Below are 16,483 nucleotides of genomic sequence, written 5' to 3' on the forward strand. Positions count from 1 at the left end.
GCTGCTCAGCTGCGGTCGATCTGGATCTTGCGCGTCCCGGTTGCCGGAGCCTGTTCGGCCGCCGGCGCGCGGACTTCCAGGACGCCGTCCTTGTAGGAGGCCGTCACGTCTTCCTCCCGGGCTCCGGGCGGCAGCGAGACGCTGCGCGAGAGTGAGCCGTAGCGAAACTCCGAGCGGTAGCCGCTCTTGCCCTTGTGTTCGGATTTTTCTTCGCGCTCCGCTTTGATGTGGAGCATGCCGTCGGCCACCGAGACGTCCACGTCTTTCTCGGGATCAATGCCGGGCAGCTCCGCCCTCACCACGAGCGCGTTTCCGTCCATGAACTGTTCCACGCGCATTGACGGCATCGTCAGGTCTCCTTCAAGGAACCGCCGGATCGGCTCCAGAACGTCCGACGGCGCCCACTTGTTGAGATCGGCCATGATAGCTCCCTAGTGTTGTTCGCTGCAGATTCTGGCCGGCCGGGAAAGGCCGCGGCCGGTATGCCCATTACACACCCGCGGGAGCGGGGTGTAATGGGCAGAAGGTCCCCTCATGGCCAGGGCTCGGAGCAGCGCCGGAAGGGTGCGAAGGGTCAGTGGCCCATGCCCAGTCCGCCGTCAACGGGAATAACGGCACCGGAGATGTAGGACGCCTCATCACTTGAAATCCATCGCACCACGTTCGCCACTTCAGCGGCTTCGGCGAAACGTCCCGCCGGCACCTTGGACAGGTAGTCCTTCTGGGTGGCTTCCGGGAGTTCCGCCGTCATATCGGTGTTGATGAATCCCGGGGCCACGACGTTGGCCGTAATGCCGCGGCCGCCGAGTTCGCGGGTCAGCGAGCGGGCGATTCCCACCAGGCCGGCCTTGGAGGCGGAGTAGTTGATCTGGCCCGGGGCGCCGTATAGCCCTGAAACTGAGGAAATCAGCACAACCCGGCCTTTGCGCATGCGGATCATGCCCTTGGAAGCCCGCTTGATGACGCGGAAGGCGCCGGTCAGGTTGGTGTCGATGACCGATGTGAAGTCGTCTTCGCTCATGCGCATCAGCAGGGTGTCCTTGGTGATTCCAGCGTTGGCCACCAGCACCTCGACCGGACCGTGTGCAGCCTCCACCGTTGCGAAGGCGGCGTCCACGGATGCCTCATCCGTGACATCGGCCTTGACGCCCAGGATGCCCTCCGGGAGTGCCGACTCGCTGCGATAGGTCACGGCAACCTTGTCACCGTTGGCGAGGAAGGCCTCGGCAATGGCCAGTCCGATGCCGCGGTTTCCACCGGTAATCAGGACGCTGCGGCCGGTCGATGCTACTTCAGTCATAGTTTGCTCCGGGATTCTGCGGCATGGGGCACCGCGGTGAGGGGCGGGATTTTTACTGCCTCCGATCTTAGCCTCCGTTTGGGCGGCACTGGTGAGGGTGAGAGAATTGGGTTAAGCCTTGGGAGCGTGAAGAAACAGCCGTGACACTTGCAAAACGACCCGGACCTTCGACGTCCGGTGAACCGGACGCCGTCTCCGGTGACGCCGAGGTTCACAGCATCACGGATGCCGCCAGTGCCCACTCGGAAGAGATGCGCGTGCGGATGATCAAGTACGCCGTGGCGATGGGCATCCGCATGGTGTGCCTGATCCTGGTGTTTGTTGTCGATGGCTGGTTCAAAGTCCTCCCGATTGCCGGCGCCGTGTTCCTGCCGTGGATTGCCGTGGTCATCGCCAACGGGAGCGACAAAGCCGAGGTTCACAGCGACCACCTGCTTGACGCCGCCCCGCTGGCGGAGCTCGAAGCACCGGAATTCCCGGCCGTTGACGCGGACGAAGGGCCCACGGTGCTGCAGGGCGAACTCATCGAGGACGAGGATGAAGACGATAACGACGGCCAGGAACGGGCAGCTTCATGAACATTTTTGACCTTGCCGGCGGCGATGCCGGGCCTGCGGACTCGGCTGCACCTATGTGCTCGAGGAAGGCCTGCCGGACCGGCGCCGCCTGGCAGTTGCTGTGGAACAATCCGAAGATCCACACGCCCGAACGCCGCAAGGTCTGGCTGGCCTGCGAGGAGCACCGGCTGTGGCTGGAAGATTACCTGCAGACCCGCGGCCTCTGGAAAGAGACCCTGCCGCTCGATCTTGCCGCTGTGCCCGGCAAGGACAGCTGAATGTACCGTTTCCTCTTCTCCAGCAAATGGCTGGGTTACCTCCTGCTGGCTGCGATCTTTGCCACTGCCTGCGTGTTCCTGGGCCGCTGGCAGATGGACCGCCGGGCGGAGACCCTTGCGGAGATCAACCGGGTCACGTCGAACTACTCGGCCACTCCCCTGCCCTTCGCAGCTGCCGAAACACAGTTCTCCCGGCTGGACGCCGACAAGGAGTGGACGCAGGTGGAGCTGAAGGGCCGCTACGACGTGGGCGGCCAGCGAGTGGTGCGGAACCGCCCGCTGAACGGCCAGCCCGGCTACGAAGTGGTGGTCCCTTTCAGGCTCACCACCGGACAGACGGTTGTTGTGGACCGCGGTTGGCTCCCGATCGGGAACAACACTCCAGGACGTCCTGATTCGATTCCGGAACCGCCGTCGGGCGATGTCACCGTGGTGGTCCGCCTGAAACCCGGTGAGCCGGAGCTGCAGCGCGGCGCTCCCGACGGGCAGCTGGCCTCCATCGATCTTCCGGCCTACTCCGTGCAGCTGGGCTACCCGGTGCTAACGGGCGCGTACGGGCAGCTGGCCTCCGAAACGCCGGCCGTTGCCACCATGCCGTACCCCTTCCCGAAGCCCTCCGTGGAAGAAGGAACACACCTGTCCTATTCGCTGCAGTGGTTCGCTTTCGGCGTGCTGATGTTTATTGGCTTCGGGTACGCGGCCCGTCAGCAGGCACGCAATGCGGAGATTGACGCGCAGGACGCTGCCGAGGACGGGACGCCCGAGTACGCCATGGCCGCGAACCGGCGTCGCCCGGCACCCCGCAAGCGGAAGAACCCGACGGCGGAGGAAGAGGAAGACGCGATCCTGGACGCCCAGGGGTACTAACCGATGAGTTTCGACACGATTCCCGAACCGGTGGCCAACGTCAAGCGCACCCTCACCGCGCTGGGCGCCGACGACACCGTGACGGTGTTCGACTCGAAGGTCCCGACGGCGGCAGCTGCCGCCGCCACACTGGGCTGCGACGTCGCGGCGATCACCAACAGCCTGGTGTTCGACGTCGACGGCGCCCCGCTGCTCATTCTGGCCAGCGGCGCCGCCAGGGTGGACGTCCGCAAGGTCGCCGAGCAACTGGGCACCGGCAGGATCCGCCGGGCCTCCCCCGAGTTCGTCCTGCAGCACACAGGGCAGGAAGTCGGTGGAGTGGCCCCGGTTGGCCACCCGGAGAAGATCAAAACCCTGCTGGACGAGTCGCTCAAAACGCACGAGCTGCTTTGGGCAGGTGCGGGAGACCACAACTCGATGTTCTCCATCACCTACCAGGACCTGCGCAGGATCACCGGCGCGGAAGAGATGCCGGTCCGCTGAGGCCCGGGGTCACCAGGCGCAGCAGAGCGGACGCACCCACCGGCCTAAGCCAGCGTAATGAGGTCCAGGTAGTCTTCGTTCCAGTGGTCCTCGACGCCGTCGGGCAGCAGGACAACCCGTTCGGGATTCAGCGCTTCGACGGCACCTTCATCGTGGCTTACCAAGACGACGGCGCCGGTGTAGTTGCGCAACGCGCCCAGGATCTCGGAGCGGCTGGCGGGGTCCAGGTTGTTGGTGGGCTCATCGAGGAGCAGCACATTCGCGCTTGACGCGACGATGGTTGCCAGGGCCAGACGGGTCTTCTCGCCGCCCGAGAGCACGCCGGCAGGCTTATCGACGTCGTCACCGGAGAACAGGAACGAACCAAGGATGCCGCGCACCTCGGCGTCATTCATGTCCGGCGCGGAGGAGCGCATGTTCTGCAGGACGGTGCGGTCGACGTCGAGCGTCTCGTGTTCCTGGGCGTAGTAACCCACCTTCAGCCCGTGCCCGGCAATCACTTCGCCGGTGTCGGGCTTGTCGACTCCGGCCAGCATCCGCAGCAGGGTGGTCTTGCCGGCGCCGTTGAGGCCAAGGATGACCACCTTGGAGCCGCGGTCGATCGCCAGGTCCACATCGGTGAAGATTTCCAGCGATCCGTAGGACTTGCTGAGGCCGTCCGCAGTGAGCGGGGTCTTGCCGCAGGGAGACGGATCCGGGAAGCGCAGGGCTGCCACGCGGTCGTTTTCGCGAACGGCCTCCAGCCCGCTGAGCAGGCGTTCGGCGCGCTTGGCCATGTTCTGCGCGGCCACGGCCTTGGTGGCCTTTGCCCGCATCTTGTTGGCCTGGTCGAAGAGGACCTGGGCCTTCTTTTCGGCGTTGGCGCGTTCCCGCTTGCGGGCGCGTTCGTCCGTTTCGCGCTGCTGGAGGTAGCGCTTCCAGTCCATGTTGTAGAAGTCGATCTGGGCGCGGTTGGCGTCCAGCAGGAAGACCTTGTTGACGGTTGCTTCGAGCAGTTCCGTGTCGTGGCTGATCACGATCAGGCCGCCCTGGTGGTTCTTCAGGAAGTCGCGCAGCCAGGCGATGGAGTCCGCATCGAGGTGGTTGGTGGGCTCATCGAGGAGCATGGTCTCGGCATCCGAATAGAGGATGCGGGCGAGCTCGACGCGGCGACGCTGTCCACCGGAGAGTGTCTTCAGGGGCTGGTTCAGCAGGCGGTCCGGAAGTGCCAGGTTCGAGCAGATCGCTGCCGCCTCGGCTTCGGCGGCATAACCGCCGGCGGCCAGGAATTCCGATTCCAGCCGGTCGTAACGGTTCATCGCCTTGCGCTGGACGGCGGCGTCATCGCTGGCCATTTCTTCATGGGCCAGGCGGAGTTTGCCGACGGCAACGTCCAGGCCGCGGACGGACAGGATCCGGTCGCGGGCGAGCTGCTCCATGTCCGGCGTGCGGGGGTCCTGCGGAAGGTAGCCGATCTCACCGCTGCGGGTGACCTTGCCGCCGGCGGGCAGTCCCTCACCGGCCAGCACGCGGGTGAGCGTGGTCTTGCCTGCACCGTTACGGCCCACGAGGCCGATCTTGTCTCCCTTGTCGATCCGGAAGCTCACCTGATCCATGAGGAGGCGGGCGCCGGCGCGCAATTCGAGATCCTGGACGGTAATCAATGCAGCTAAGGCCTTTCACAACAGGGAACGCCACGGCACAGCGGATGGAGTCTGGGCGGGGCCGGGGCAGTGTGGCCGAGAGAACGGCCTCTACCAGTCTACCGGCACCGCACGTCCCGGAAGACCTGCAGCGCATAGCCCGCCCGGCGCCCGCCGCACCGCTGCGTTGGCCACCCCGTCCAGAGCCGGCGCCTTCCATTAGTGGATCCCCTACAAAAAAGGGCTGCGGCCGGAGACGTATCGTCGGAATTGAGGGGAAAAGGCTGCCCGCGGGCAGTTTCCCCTCCCCGTTGCATCGCACTTGCACTGACCGACAGGACTTCCCCATGACCCACACTGACAAGGCCGTCACCAACCAGGCTGCTTCCGGCACTAATCCAGGCCATGAACCCGACGCCACATCAGCCCGGAACCGCTGGAACGCCACCGACCTGGGCCTCATCGCCGTTTTTGCCGCCCTCGTGGCCGGCTCCGCGCTCATTGCGGCCATCCCCGTGGGCGGCCTCGGCGTGCCCATCACCTTGCAGACCCTCGCGGTGATGCTGACGGGCATGGCGCTTGGCCCGGGACGGGCGTTCGCCGCCGTCGGCCTGTACACGCTGCTTGGGCTCGCCGGACTGCCGATCTTCAGCGGCGGCCGGAGCGGCCTGGGGATCCTCGCCGGCCCCTCTGCCGGCTACATCATCGCCTTCCCGCTGGCCGCCCTGGCCGTCGGCTGGCTGACCACCATCGTCCTCCGCCGCACCGTGAAGTACCGTGGCCTGTTCCTCTTCGCCGCGGCCATGGCCAGCAGCATCGTGCTGGTCCACAGCCTGGGCGTGCTGGGCATGATGGTCAACGGCAAGCTGGACCTTTCCAAAGCCTTCCTCCTTGACCTTGCGTACTATCCCGGCGACATCATCAAGAATGTCCTCGCCGTCACTATTGCACTCGCCCTGCACAAAGCGTTCCCCGATCTCCTGATCCGCCGTGCCGGTGTCCGGAACAACGGGGCGGTTTCGGCACGGAAGGGCAAGGCCGGCAACTAGCATGGGCAGCATTCTTCTGGACGGAGTCGACGTTCGGGTGGCGGTGGACGGACATCCTGAGCCGAAAACGCTGCTGGACGGAATCTCGCTGAACCTCACCGAACAGCGGATCGGCGTGATCGGCGCGAACGGGTCAGGGAAGTCCACCCTCCTGCGGCTCCTGAACGGACTGGTCGCGCCGAGCCATGGAACGGTGACGGTTGACGGCGACGATACCGTCAGATCGGTCCGCGCCGTGCGCCGGAAGGTCGGGTTTGTGTTCACGGACCCGCTCTCCCAGCTGGTGATGCCCACCGGCCGGGAGGACGTGGAACTCTCCCTGCGGCGTTCCGTCCGGAACCCGAAGGAACGCCGGGACGCCGCCACGGCGATCCTCAACCGCTTCGGGCTGCTGGCCCTGGCGGACCAGAGCATCTACGAGCTTTCGGGCGGCGAACGGCAGCTGATGGCCCTCGCTGCCGTGCTGGCAGTGGAGCCGTCGGTCCTGGTGCTGGACGAGCCGTCCACCCTCCTGGACCTCCGGAACCGCGAACTCCTCCGCCGGACCATCGCGGGCCTCAGCCAGCAGATCGTGATGTCCACCCACGACCTCGAGCTGGCCAGGGACATGGACCGTGTCCTGGTGGTGGAATCAGGACAGGTGGTGTTCGACGGCGGTGCTGACGCCGCCGTCGAACACTACCGGGCACTGTCCGCCGCCGGCCTGCCGCCGGTGGGCGCCGCGTCCTGGCCACACACTACGGAGTCCGCGTGAGCGGCCACGGATTCCTGCTGGTCAATTACGTTCCGGGTACGTCGCTGGTCCACCGGGCGCCCCTCTGGCTGAAGTTCCTCCTGGTGGTGGGTTGCGGCATGGCGTCGTTCCTGGTGGTGGACTGGGTGGTTGCCGCGGGGGCGCTGGCCCTGATGTGCCTGGCGTTCCTCGCCAGCGGTGCAGGTCCGGCACGCCTGTTCAGGGCAGTCAGGCCCATCCTGCCGGTGCTGGCGGCCATCGGGTTGTTCCAGTGGTGGCAACTGGGTGGTCCGGTTGCGGCGCGGATCGTCCTGAACGTCCTGGTCTGCGTGGTGGCCGCGTCGATACTTACCGCCACCACGCCGATGCAGCGCCTGCTCGACGGCGTCGTCTCCCTGGCGGTCCCGTTCCGGCGTTTTGGTGCGGACCCCGAACGGTTCGCGCTGACGATTGCGATTATGCTCCGCAGCATTCCGTTCATCGCCGGAGCCTACTCGGACGTCAGGGATTCAGCCCGTGCCCGCGGACTTGAACGCAACCCCCGGGCACTGGTGCTGCCGGTCTTCATCACCACGGTGGCCTATGCGCGCCAGACGGGCGACGCCCTTGCGGCCCGGGGCCTCGGCGAACCCGGCCCGGAGGACGACCACGAAGAAGACGAGGGCACGCAGGATAACGGCACGCCGGGCGACGACGGGCGACGCTAGCCGCCGGCCCGCCGGCCGGCGGCCTGTCTTACAGGCGGCGTGTTACTCGCGGCGGGTCTCGTCCAGCCGTTCATACCGGAACAGGGCGGCGGTGCCCATTCCCCCGGCAATGCTGATCATGGCCAGAGCCAGGGAGCCGGCCCGGCTGCCGGCGGGCGATGGTTCCCGGGCCTGGGCCAGGAGCCTGGTGACCAGAACGGCGCCCGACGCTCCGTACGCATGGCCCAGGGCCAGCGCACCGCCGTCGAGGTTGGCCCGCTCCGGGTCGATACCAAGGGCAGCCAGGCACGCGAGGGTCTGAGACGCGAAAGCCTCATTGAATTCCACCAGGTCAATATCCGCGGCCGTAACACCCTGCTGCGCCAGCAGGCGGCCGGCCGCCGCGGCTGCACCCATGCCCAGAACGCGGGGGTCCACGCCCGCGGTATCTGTGCCCAGCACCAGGAGTCCGTCCGCTGCCCCGAGTTCCCGTGCGCGCTCCACGGAAGTAATAACGACGGCGGCGGCGGCGTCCGCGTCGAAACAGGAGTTACCGGCGGTGACGGTGCCGCCCTCGGCGAAAACGGGTGGGAACCGGGACATCAGGGCGGCCGTCAGGCGTGCCCGCGGGCCGTCGTCGGACGCCACGGTTCCGGACACGGCCTGCACCGGAACCGTCTCGCCGGTGAAGCTGCCGGCCGCTGCTGCGGCCAGCGCGCGCCGGTGGCTTTCCAGGGAAAACCGGTCCTGGCGGTCGCGGCTGATGCCGAAAGCGGCAGCCACATTGTCCGCTGCGGCGCCCATGTCCGGATCACCGTAACTAAGGGGCACGAACTGCGCCCGGCGGAAGAACTCGGGGCTGCCGTCGGCGGCCCTGTTCGCGCGGAGCGGAGCGGTGCTGATGCTTTCGACCCCGCCCGCCAGGTAGGCGCCGCCGCCTCCGGCTGCCACCAGCCGCGCTGCAAGGACAATGGCGTCGAGCCCGGAACCGCACTGCCGGTCCACGGTGACGCCCGGTACGCTGACGGGCAGGCCCGCCTCCAGGGAAGCCAGGCGCGCAACGTTGCCGCCGCCTCCCACCGCGTTGCCGGTCACGACGTCCGTCACTGCGCCTGCCGGCAGGCCTGTCCGGTCGAGGAGGCCACGAAGCACGGGCGCCAGCAGCTCATGGGCCCTGAGATCCTTGAACGCTCCGTTGACCCTGCGGATGGGAGTCCGCAGGGCGGCGATGACTACCGGCTGGCGGTCGGGCGGCAACTGTCCGGGCGGCAAGCCGTCGGCGGGCATCTGCGCAGCAGCAGGCTCAGCCAAGGCGGCGGACCCTTGTGTCTCCGCGTTCAATCCAGTCCAGCAGCAGTTGCCTGCTGACTTTCCCCCGGTCCGTCACAGGCAGTTCGGTCAGTGCGAAATACTGCAACGGCCGTTTGTCCCGGGGCAGGACATCGTCAAGGCCGGCCTTCAGCTGGGTTTCCGTGATGCCCCCATGGGAGGGGACCACGCCTGCCACGACGCGTTGGCCGCGGACATCGTCCTGCATGCCCGAGGCGACGGCGGCAGCCACTCCGGGGACGGACGCGAGGGCCAGTTCCACCTCATGCGGGTAGACGTTCTTTCCCGCCGTGATGATCATGTCCGCCCGGCGACCCAGGATGTGAAGCTCGCCGTCCTGCAGGTACCCCTGGTCCCCCACCGTGTACCAGCCGTCGAAACAGCGCAGCGCCTGCCCGTCGTCGCCCCAGAGGTAGCCGTTGCTGACCATTCCGCTGTGCACGCAGATGTTGCCGTCCGTGCCGTCGGGAAGCGGGGCGCCGCCGTCGTCCATGATCCGGACTTCGACGCCGGGGAAGGGCTTCCCGATGCCCGTTCCTCCCGCGTCCAGCGGGGCGCCGGAGCGCAGCGCAACCCCGGAAACGAAGCTCAGTTCTGAGGCGCCGTAGTACTCGAAGATGGTGGCCCTGGGTGCCCAGCGCCGCGCGGCCTCCAGGGTCCGGGCATCCAGCTTGGACCCCGCGCAGATGATGGACGTGATGCCGGAAGCATCGACGCAGCCGGCCAGCCCGCGTTCACTGAGCAGCCGGAGCATGGTGGGCACCAGGACCAGCCGGGTGATGCCGTCATGGGTGATGGCGGCGTGCACATCGCCGACGTCGAAGGATTCCAGCGTGTGGAATTCCGAGCCCGCGTAGAGGCACTCGGACAGGGCATACAGGTTGAGGCTGGCCGCCAGCGGACCCGGGGCGAGCGTCTTGTCCTGTGGAGTGAGTCCGAAGAATTCGATGGAGGCGTCGAACGAGAGCTGCCACGATCGCCTTGACCGGGTGAACGCCTTGGGAACCGACGTGGTGCCGGACGTCAGGCCAATGAGGAACACGGAATCCGGGCTGCCGTCCCGGAGCTCTGCCGACGAAGGTGTGCCGGGTTCTGCGTGCAGCCGGGCAACGATCTCGGCCTGCAGCTGCGCCGGCCAGGTGGGGTCGAGGACGGCACATTGCCGGTCGCCGGCCACCGCGGCGGCGAAGGACACGGCGAAGTCGACCGAGTTCGCCTCGGCAAGCACGGTCACCTTGCCGGTGTCCGCTGCCCGCGCCGCGGCGGCGTCCCGGAGGGCGGCCCAGCTGAGGTGCCGGCCGGCCACGACGACGGCGGTGTCGTCGGGGCGGTCGTCGGCCCAGCGTTGGAGTCTGTTGAGGAAAGGCATCGGATCAACTTTACCGGCGTCCACGGGTCCGGAACGGGCCGCTCCGGCTATTGTGACAATATGAGTTTCAACGACAATGTCCAGCTGGATCCGTCGCAGGTCCAGGACCGCCGCGGCATGGGCCGCGGAACCAAGATCGGCGGCGGCATCGGGGGCGGAATCATCCTGCTGCTGGCCGCACTGCTGGGCATCAATCCCCAGCTGCTGGAAGGCCTGACCGGGACGGTTCAGGAGCCGCAGAGCACGGGAAGTGCACCGGCCTGCGAGTCCGGCGCCGACGCCGACGCGCGGCTGGACTGCCGCATCACCGGCACGGTGAACAGCCTCAACGCTTTTTGGCCGGCGTACCTTGCGCAGTACAAGACGGAGTACCCGCGTCCCACCACGGTGATCTTCAGCCAGGCCACGGATACCGGCTGCGGCGGTGCAACCTCCGAGGTGGGTCCGTTCTACTGCCCGGCTGACACCACCGCCTACTTCGATCCCGGCTTCTTCCAGGACCTGGTGGACCGCTTCGGATCGTCCGGCGGCCCGCTGGCCCAGGAGTATGTGGTGGCGCACGAGTTCGGCCACCACGTCCAGAACATCCTGGGCAACCTTGACCGCGCCCAGCAGGATCCGCAGGGTCCCGAATCGGGTGCCGTCCGTGTCGAACTGCAGGCGGACTGCTACGCCGGACTCTGGGTCCGGCACGCCACCACCCAGCAGGATCCCAAAACCGGGCAGCCGTTCCTTGAGCCGCTGACCCAGCAGGACCTGAATGATGCGCTCTCCGCGGCTTCCGCCGTTGGTGATGACCGCATCCAAAAGGCAGCTACCGGCCGCGTTTCACCGGAGGCCTGGACCCATGGTTCCAGCGAACAGCGGCAGAGATGGTTCTACCAGGGCTACAAGACCGGCGACATCAACCAGTGCGATACGTTCAGTGCCGCCGCGCTCTAGCTGAACAGAAAAGTACGACGGCGGCCGGTTACCTTCCCCGGGAAGGTAACCGGCCGCCGTCGTTATTTAACGGGGGGTTTAACCGTTGTTAGATGTTGAAGCCCAAGGCCCGCATCTGGTCTCGTCCGTCTTCGGTGATCCGCTCGGGACCCCATGGCGGCATCCACACCCAGTTCAGCCGCCATTCGTCCACGACGCCGTCGAGGGCCTTGCCGACCTGCTCCTCGATGACGTCCGTGAGCGGGCACGCCGCCGTGGTGAGCGTCATGTCGATCAGCAGGGCGCCGTCGTCGTCCGAGTACTTGAGGCCGTACAGCAGCCCCAGGTCAACAATGTTGACGCCGAGCTCGGGGTCGATGACGTCCTTCAGTGCCTCTTCGACATCTTCGAGGCCCGTACGGGCCGCTTTGATTTCGGTCATGGCGTTGTCCTAACTAGCCCTGGACTGCAGCGTCGGCTGCAGAGATGGTGGCTGCGCCGGCACCCTTGGCGTAACGGTCGTAGCCCTCTTCTTCGAGGCGGTCGGCAAGTTCCGGGCCGCCTTCTTCGACTACCTGGCCGTCGACGAAAACGTGGACGAACTCAGGCTTGATGTAGCGCAGGATCCGCGTGTAGTGCGTGATGAGCAGCGTGCCCATGTTGCCTTCTGCGTGGGCGCGGTTGACGCCCTCGGAGACGACCTTCAGCGCGTCGACGTCCAGGCCGGAGTCGGTCTCGTCCAGCACGGCGAACTTCGGCTTGAAAAGCTCAAGCTGGAGGATCTCCACTCGCTTCTTTTCGCCGCCGGAGAAGCCTTCGTTGACGTTGCGCTGGGTGAAGTCGGCGTCGATGCGCAGCTTCTGCATGGCGGCCTTGACGTCCTTGGTCCAGGTACGCAGCTTGGGCGCTTCGCCGTCGATGGCGGTCTTGGCAGTGCGGAGGAAGTTGGTCATGCTCACACCGGGAACCTCCACCGGGTACTGCATGGCCAGGAAGACGCCGGCGCGGGCGCGCTCGTCCACGGACATGGCCAGGACGTCTTCGCCGTCCAGCGTGATGGAACCGCTGGTGACGTTGTAGCGCGGGTGGCCGGCGATGGTTGACGCCAGGGTGGACTTGCCCGAACCGTTGGGGCCCATGATGGCGTGCGTCTCACCGGTCCTGATGGTCAGGCTGACGCCTTTCAGGATCTCCTTGGTGCCCTGCTCGGTCTCAATGCTGACGTGCAGGTCCTTGATCTCAAGAGTTGACATGCTCTTCTTTCTTTTCGTTCGTAAGTCTTGTGAAGCCGGGCGCTCAGTAGTTGTTGACCGTGGCGCCGTTCAGAACATTGGTCACGTCCACGTAGACGTCGTCACCGTGAAGCTCGACGGCGAAGACCGGCACGGGATCGTAGGCAGGAAGCTGAAGCGGCTGGCCGTTCCGCAGGTCGAACTGTGAGCCGTGGCCCCAGCACTCGATCGCGCAGCCTTCAACCTCGCCTTCAGACAGCGAGATGTCCGCGTGCGAGCAGGTGTCGCCGATGGCGTGGATGTCGCCCATCGAATCCTTGACGACCGCTACGGGGTAGTCGTCGATCAGGATGCGCAGCGCCTGTTTCACCTGGATGTCGTTGGCATTGCATACCAGTTCACCCTTGGGCTGTTCACTCATGCGTTCCGGCCTGCCCGTTTCAGTTTTCGCTCGCGGCGAGCTCGCGCTCGACAGCTTCGGTCAGGCGCTCTTCGAGTGCCGGAACGTTGATCTTCTGGATGATTTCGTTGAGGAACCCGCGGACCACCAGGCGGCGGGCAACATCCTCGGGGATGCCGCGGGCCATGAGGTAGAACAGGTGCTCATCGTCGAAACGCCCGGTGGAGCTTGCGTGCCCGGCACCTTCGATAAGGCCCGTCTCGATTTCCAGGTTCGGAACCGAGTCCGCGCGGCAACCGTCCGTCAGGATCAGGTTCTGGTTCTTCTCGTACGAGTCGGTGCCCAGGGCCTGCTTCTGGATCAGGACATCGCCCACCCATACGGTGTGCGCGTCCTTGCCCTGCAGGGCGCCCTTGTAGAGCACATTCGACTTGCAGTTGGCCACGTTGTGGTCCACGAACGAGCGGTGCTCCAGGTGCTGTCCGGCGTCGGCGAAGTAGAGGCCCAGCAGCTCGGCCTCGGCGCCCTCGCCCGAGAATCGGACGTTGGAGTTCAGGCGCACGATGGATCCGCCCAGGGACACGGCGATGTGCTTGTACACAGCGTCCTTGCCAACCTGCGCGTCGTGCTGCGCGAGGTGCTTGGCGTCGTCTTCCCAGAGCTGGACCGAGATCACGGTGAGCTTGGCGCCTTCACCGACGATGACTTCCAGGTTGCCGTTGTGGTCGGCGGCACCGGTGTGCTCCAGGATCACGACGCTGCGGGAGTTGGCGCCCGCTTCAAGCACGTAGTGTGCGTTGGAGCGGTGGCCGGCGCCCCGGCCGTGGACCAGGATGCGGAGCGGCTCGGCCGGTTCGGCGTCCGCGGGGATGACGACGTGCAGCGCCTCCTCCGTGTTGGCGGAGGCGACGGCGGCGGCACGGTCCGCGGGGACCAGGACGGTTCCGCGCGGTGCCGACCCGGCAGCCAGCGGGGTGCGGACATACCCTTCCGGCGCGTCGACCGTGAAGTCGGCGGCCGGTGCGGGATCAAGATCCGTCGCGGTGTCGGAGAGCAGGTTGGCAAGCCCGCGGACCGGGCTGAAGCGCCATTCTTCTTCGCGGCCCGTGGGCAGCGGGAAGTCGGCGACATTGAAGCTCGTGAGGCGTTCGGCGCGGGAGGACATCACCGTCACGCCGTGATTGTGGCCGTGGTCCACCTTGGCGGCGACCAGTCCCTCGCCTTCCTCGGTGAAGCCTGCGATGGAAGGCGCCCCGATGCGGGCCTTTTCAGTAACAGTTTCGGCAGTCATTAACCGACGGATCCTTCCATCTGGAGTTCAATGAGGCGGTTCAGCTCGAGGGCGTATTCCATCGGCAGCTCGCGGGCGATCGGCTCGATGAAGCCGCGCACGATCATCGCCATGGCTTCGTCTTCGCGCATGCCGCGGGACATGAGGTAGAAGAGCTGCTCTTCGGAAACGCGCGAGACAGTTGCCTCGTGGCCCAGCTGGACGTCATCTTCGCGGATGTCGATGTACGGGTACGTGTCCGACCGGCTGATCGTGTCCACGAGGAGGGCGTCGCAGCGGACCGTGTTGGCCGAGTGCTTGGCGCCTTCGCGGACCTGGACCAGGCCGCGGTAAGCGGCACGGCCGCCGCCGCGGGCCACGGACTTGGAGATGATGGAGCTCTTGGTGTTCGGTGCGATGTGCACCATCTTCGAGCCCGTGTCCTGGTGCTGGCCTTCGCCGGCGAACGCGATGGACAGGGTTTCGCCCTTGGCGTGCTCGCCCACAAGGTAGACGGCCGGGTACTTCATGGTCACCTTGGAGCCGATGTTGCCATCGATCCATTCCATGGTGGCGCCCTCTTCGCAGATGGCGCGCTTGGTGACCAGGTTGTACACGTTCGTGGACCAGTTCTGGATGGTGGTGTAGCGGACGCGGGCGCCCTTCTTCACGATGATTTCCACCACGGCGGAGTGCAGCGAGTCCGAGGTGTAGATCGGCGCGGTGCAGCCTTCGATGTAGTGGACGTAGGAGTCCTCGTCGGCAATGATCAGGGTGCGCTCGAACTGGCCCATGTTTTCCGTGTTGATGCGGAAGTAAGCCTGCAGCGGGATGTCCACGTGGACGCCCTTGGGGACGTACACGAAGGAACCGCCGGACCAGACAGCCGTGTTCAGCGAAGCGAACTTGTTGTCGCCCACCGGGATGATGGTGCCGAAGTACTCCTGGAAGATCTCCGGGTGCTCGCGCAGCGCGGTGTCCGTGTCCAGGAAGATGACGCCCTGCTGTTCCAGGTCCTCGCGGATCTGGTGGTACACAACTTCGGACTCGTACTGTGCTGCGACGCCTGAAACCAGGCGGCTGCGCTCGGCTTCCGGAATGCCCAGCTTCTCGTAGGTATTGCGGATGTCCTCGGGGAGGTCCTCCCACGTGGCGGCCTGCTTCTCGGTGGAGCGCACGAAGTACTTGATGTTGTCGAAGTCGATGCCCGAGAGGTCTGCACCCCAGGTGGGCATGGGCTTGCGGTCGAAGTACTTCAGGCCCTTCAGACGCAGATCCAGCATCCACTCCGGCTCGTTCTTCTTGGCCGAAATGTCCCGGACAACTTCGTCGTTGATGCCACGACGTGCGTTGGCTCCGACATCGTTCTTGTCGGCCCAGCCGTACTCATAGGTGCCAATACCGTGGAGCTCGGGGTTCTTCTCCAGAATCTCCGAAATCACAGTAGTTTCAGCAACCTTGTTCTCTGATAGTTGGTCCGTCATCACGGCCTTTCTTGCAGATGGTTGGATACTTCGCCCAGGCTGTCCGTGGTGTGTCCGGAGCCGGCAGGCCCCTTGGCCGGACGGCCTGTAGGTATGTGGGTGGTGCAGACGTGTCCGCCACGTGCCAGTGTGGACAGCCGCCGTACGTCAACGCCGACGAGCCGGGAAAACACTTCGGTTTCGACGTCGCAGAACACGGGGAACTTGGTGGCAAGCTGCTGGATGGGGCAATGCCCCTGGCACAGCTGGACGCTGGAGAGCGCAGCGGGGAGCGGCGCCTTGGCCTCGATGGAGGCCGCGGAGGCCACGAAGCCGTCGCGGCTCAACGCGGCGGAAAGAGCTTGCGCCCGTGCGGTGATATCCGGTCCGGCGGCCTCGATCTCCGGCGCGTAGCGGCGCTCCATGTCGGAAAAACGCTCGACGGCGAACTCGCGAACGGCGTCGGGTCCGGCGATTTCCCCCAGGCGCTGGAGGGCCAGGCCGGCAATGTCGAGGTAGTCGTCGCCGAGGGTGGACTGGCCCTGCGTGCTCAGGACGTAGCGCCTCGCCGGGCGTCCAGCGCCGGCCCCTGCCTTCGCCACACGCTTGACTTCAATGACACCGCTGCGGGAGAGGTGGTCCAGGTGGCGGCGGACGGCCGCGGGAGTGAAGCCGAGCAGGTCGCCGAGTTCAGCTGCGCTGACCGGACCGTGCTCCAGCACCGCATTCAGGACGCGGTCGCGGGTGCGTTCGTCCGAGTCCGCCGGCAGCGTGTGCGGCGTGGCGGGCTGCCGGCCTGCGGGCGAAGAACTCCCGGGCCGGAACGGGCCGGCGGCGCCACCTGGCGCGGCGGACCCGGTTCGGGGCGCAGAAAGTCGAGTGCTCATGGAATACACAACACAATCATGTCGTAATTTACTCCCC

19 protein-coding genes are annotated in these 16,483 nt (G+C 66.1%); 8 read left to right on the forward strand and 11 right to left on the reverse strand.

The window, feature by feature from the left end; all coding sequences use genetic code 11:
* Window positions 1-5 precede the first annotated feature (5 nt).
* Together AC6JAC_RS11575 and fabG are read right to left on the reverse strand one after the other, a co-directional pair.
* On the reverse strand, window positions 6-422 hold the full coding sequence (locus AC6JAC_RS11575) for an Hsp20/alpha crystallin family protein (RefSeq protein ID WP_347898518.1): 417 nt from the start codon (window positions 420-422) through the stop codon (window positions 6-8).
* Between the two features lie 152 nt (window positions 423-574).
* Window positions 575-1,300 carry a 3-oxoacyl-ACP reductase FabG gene (gene fabG, locus AC6JAC_RS11580; protein ID WP_028269270.1) on the reverse strand — a complete coding sequence of 242 codons (726 nt, stop codon included), beginning with the start codon at window positions 1,298-1,300 and terminating at the stop codon, window positions 575-577.
* A 140-nt stretch (window positions 1,301-1,440) separates the two neighbouring features.
* On the opposite strand from fabG, the gene AC6JAC_RS11585 reads away from it, so the two are divergent.
* Genes AC6JAC_RS11585 through AC6JAC_RS11600 form a run of 4 tightly spaced genes read left to right on the forward strand, consistent with a single transcriptional unit; the run spans window position 1,441 to window position 3,485 of the window.
* The gene (locus tag AC6JAC_RS11585; protein WP_028269271.1) at window positions 1,441-1,878 is read left to right on the forward strand and encodes a DUF3099 domain-containing protein; all 438 of its coding nucleotides are present in this window, start codon (window positions 1,441-1,443) and stop codon (window positions 1,876-1,878) included.
* Complete coding sequence (locus AC6JAC_RS11590) at window positions 1,875-2,135, forward strand: hypothetical protein (RefSeq protein WP_497964769.1); 261 nt, start codon at window positions 1,875-1,877, stop codon at window positions 2,133-2,135. Before AC6JAC_RS11585 ends, AC6JAC_RS11590 begins: the two co-directional genes overlap by 4 nt.
* Complete coding sequence (locus tag AC6JAC_RS11595; RefSeq protein ID WP_497964771.1) at window positions 2,136-3,002, forward strand: SURF1 family cytochrome oxidase biogenesis protein; 867 nt, start codon at window positions 2,136-2,138, stop codon at window positions 3,000-3,002.
* Window positions 3,003-3,005: 3 nt separating this feature from the next.
* Window positions 3,006-3,485 carry a YbaK/EbsC family protein gene (locus AC6JAC_RS11600; RefSeq protein WP_028269274.1) on the forward strand — a complete coding sequence of 160 codons (480 nt, stop codon included), beginning with the start codon at window positions 3,006-3,008 and terminating at the stop codon, window positions 3,483-3,485.
* Window positions 3,486-3,529: 44 nt separating this feature from the next.
* Here the strand turns inward: AC6JAC_RS11600 and AC6JAC_RS11605 are convergent, their stop codons facing one another.
* Window positions 3,530-5,128 carry an ABC-F family ATP-binding cassette domain-containing protein gene (locus tag AC6JAC_RS11605; RefSeq protein ID WP_028269275.1) on the reverse strand — a complete coding sequence of 533 codons (1,599 nt, stop codon included), beginning with the start codon at window positions 5,126-5,128 and terminating at the stop codon, window positions 3,530-3,532.
* Window positions 5,129-5,454: 326 nt separating this feature from the next.
* Here AC6JAC_RS11605 and AC6JAC_RS11610 point away from each other — a divergent pair, with 326 nt between their 5' ends.
* Genes AC6JAC_RS11610 through AC6JAC_RS11620 form a run of 3 tightly spaced genes read left to right on the forward strand, consistent with a single transcriptional unit; the run spans window position 5,455 to window position 7,596 of the window.
* On the forward strand, window positions 5,455-6,156 hold the full coding sequence (locus AC6JAC_RS11610; protein WP_028269276.1) for a biotin transporter BioY: 702 nt from the start codon (window positions 5,455-5,457) through the stop codon (window positions 6,154-6,156).
* Window position 6,157: 1 nt separating this feature from the next.
* The gene (locus AC6JAC_RS11615) at window positions 6,158-6,910 is read left to right on the forward strand and encodes an energy-coupling factor ABC transporter ATP-binding protein (RefSeq protein WP_454698625.1); all 753 of its coding nucleotides are present in this window, start codon (window positions 6,158-6,160) and stop codon (window positions 6,908-6,910) included.
* Window positions 6,907-7,596 (forward strand): energy-coupling factor transporter transmembrane component T family protein, encoded by a 690-nt coding sequence (locus AC6JAC_RS11620; protein WP_497964774.1) that lies wholly within the window; start codon window positions 6,907-6,909, stop codon window positions 7,594-7,596. Before AC6JAC_RS11615 ends, AC6JAC_RS11620 begins: the two co-directional genes overlap by 4 nt.
* A 42-nt stretch (window positions 7,597-7,638) precedes the next feature.
* On the opposite strand, the gene AC6JAC_RS11625 is transcribed toward AC6JAC_RS11620, so the two are convergent.
* Window positions 7,639-8,862: a thiolase family protein gene (locus AC6JAC_RS11625; protein WP_497966808.1), complete on the reverse strand. Its 1,224-nt coding sequence runs from the start codon at window positions 8,860-8,862 to the stop codon at window positions 7,639-7,641.
* Window positions 8,863-8,878: 16 nt separating this feature from the next.
* Window positions 8,879-10,273: a class I adenylate-forming enzyme family protein gene (locus AC6JAC_RS11630; RefSeq protein WP_497964776.1), complete on the reverse strand. Its 1,395-nt coding sequence runs from the start codon at window positions 10,271-10,273 to the stop codon at window positions 8,879-8,881.
* A 60-nt stretch (window positions 10,274-10,333) separates the two neighbouring features.
* Here AC6JAC_RS11630 and ypfJ point away from each other — a divergent pair, with 60 nt between their 5' ends.
* A complete protein-coding gene (gene ypfJ / locus AC6JAC_RS11635; protein ID WP_028269280.1) occupies window positions 10,334-11,215 on the forward strand; it encodes a KPN_02809 family neutral zinc metallopeptidase in 882 nt (293 codons plus the stop codon).
* 88 nt (window positions 11,216-11,303) lie between these two features.
* On the opposite strand, the gene AC6JAC_RS11640 is transcribed toward ypfJ, so the two are convergent.
* From AC6JAC_RS11640 to AC6JAC_RS11665, 6 genes are read right to left on the reverse strand one after another with little or no spacing between them, the layout of a single operon-like run.
* Window positions 11,304-11,636 carry a metal-sulfur cluster assembly factor gene (locus AC6JAC_RS11640; protein WP_028269281.1) on the reverse strand — a complete coding sequence of 111 codons (333 nt, stop codon included), beginning with the start codon at window positions 11,634-11,636 and terminating at the stop codon, window positions 11,304-11,306.
* Window positions 11,637-11,649: 13 nt separating this feature from the next.
* On the reverse strand, window positions 11,650-12,447 hold the full coding sequence (gene sufC / locus AC6JAC_RS11645) for a Fe-S cluster assembly ATPase SufC (protein ID WP_028269282.1): 798 nt from the start codon (window positions 12,445-12,447) through the stop codon (window positions 11,650-11,652).
* 43 nt (window positions 12,448-12,490) lie between these two features.
* A complete protein-coding gene (locus AC6JAC_RS11650; RefSeq protein WP_028269283.1) occupies window positions 12,491-12,847 on the reverse strand; it encodes a non-heme iron oxygenase ferredoxin subunit in 357 nt (118 codons plus the stop codon).
* Window positions 12,848-12,866: 19 nt separating this feature from the next.
* Window positions 12,867-14,117 (reverse strand): Fe-S cluster assembly protein SufD, encoded by a 1,251-nt coding sequence (gene sufD, locus AC6JAC_RS11655; protein WP_028269284.1) that lies wholly within the window; start codon window positions 14,115-14,117, stop codon window positions 12,867-12,869.
* Window positions 14,117-15,580, reverse strand: a complete 1,464-nt coding sequence (sufB, locus tag AC6JAC_RS11660; RefSeq protein ID WP_028269285.1) for a Fe-S cluster assembly protein SufB — start codon at window positions 15,578-15,580, stop codon at window positions 14,117-14,119. Before sufB ends, sufD begins: the two co-directional genes overlap by 1 nt.
* Window positions 15,580-16,446, reverse strand: coding sequence for a helix-turn-helix transcriptional regulator (locus AC6JAC_RS11665; RefSeq protein ID WP_347898498.1), 867 nt, complete (start codon window positions 16,444-16,446; stop codon window positions 15,580-15,582). The genes sufB and AC6JAC_RS11665 overlap by 1 nt, the downstream gene beginning before the upstream one ends.
* Between the last annotated feature and the right edge of the window lie 37 nt (window positions 16,447-16,483).

The organism is Arthrobacter sp. KUASC02 (assembly GCF_059739395.1).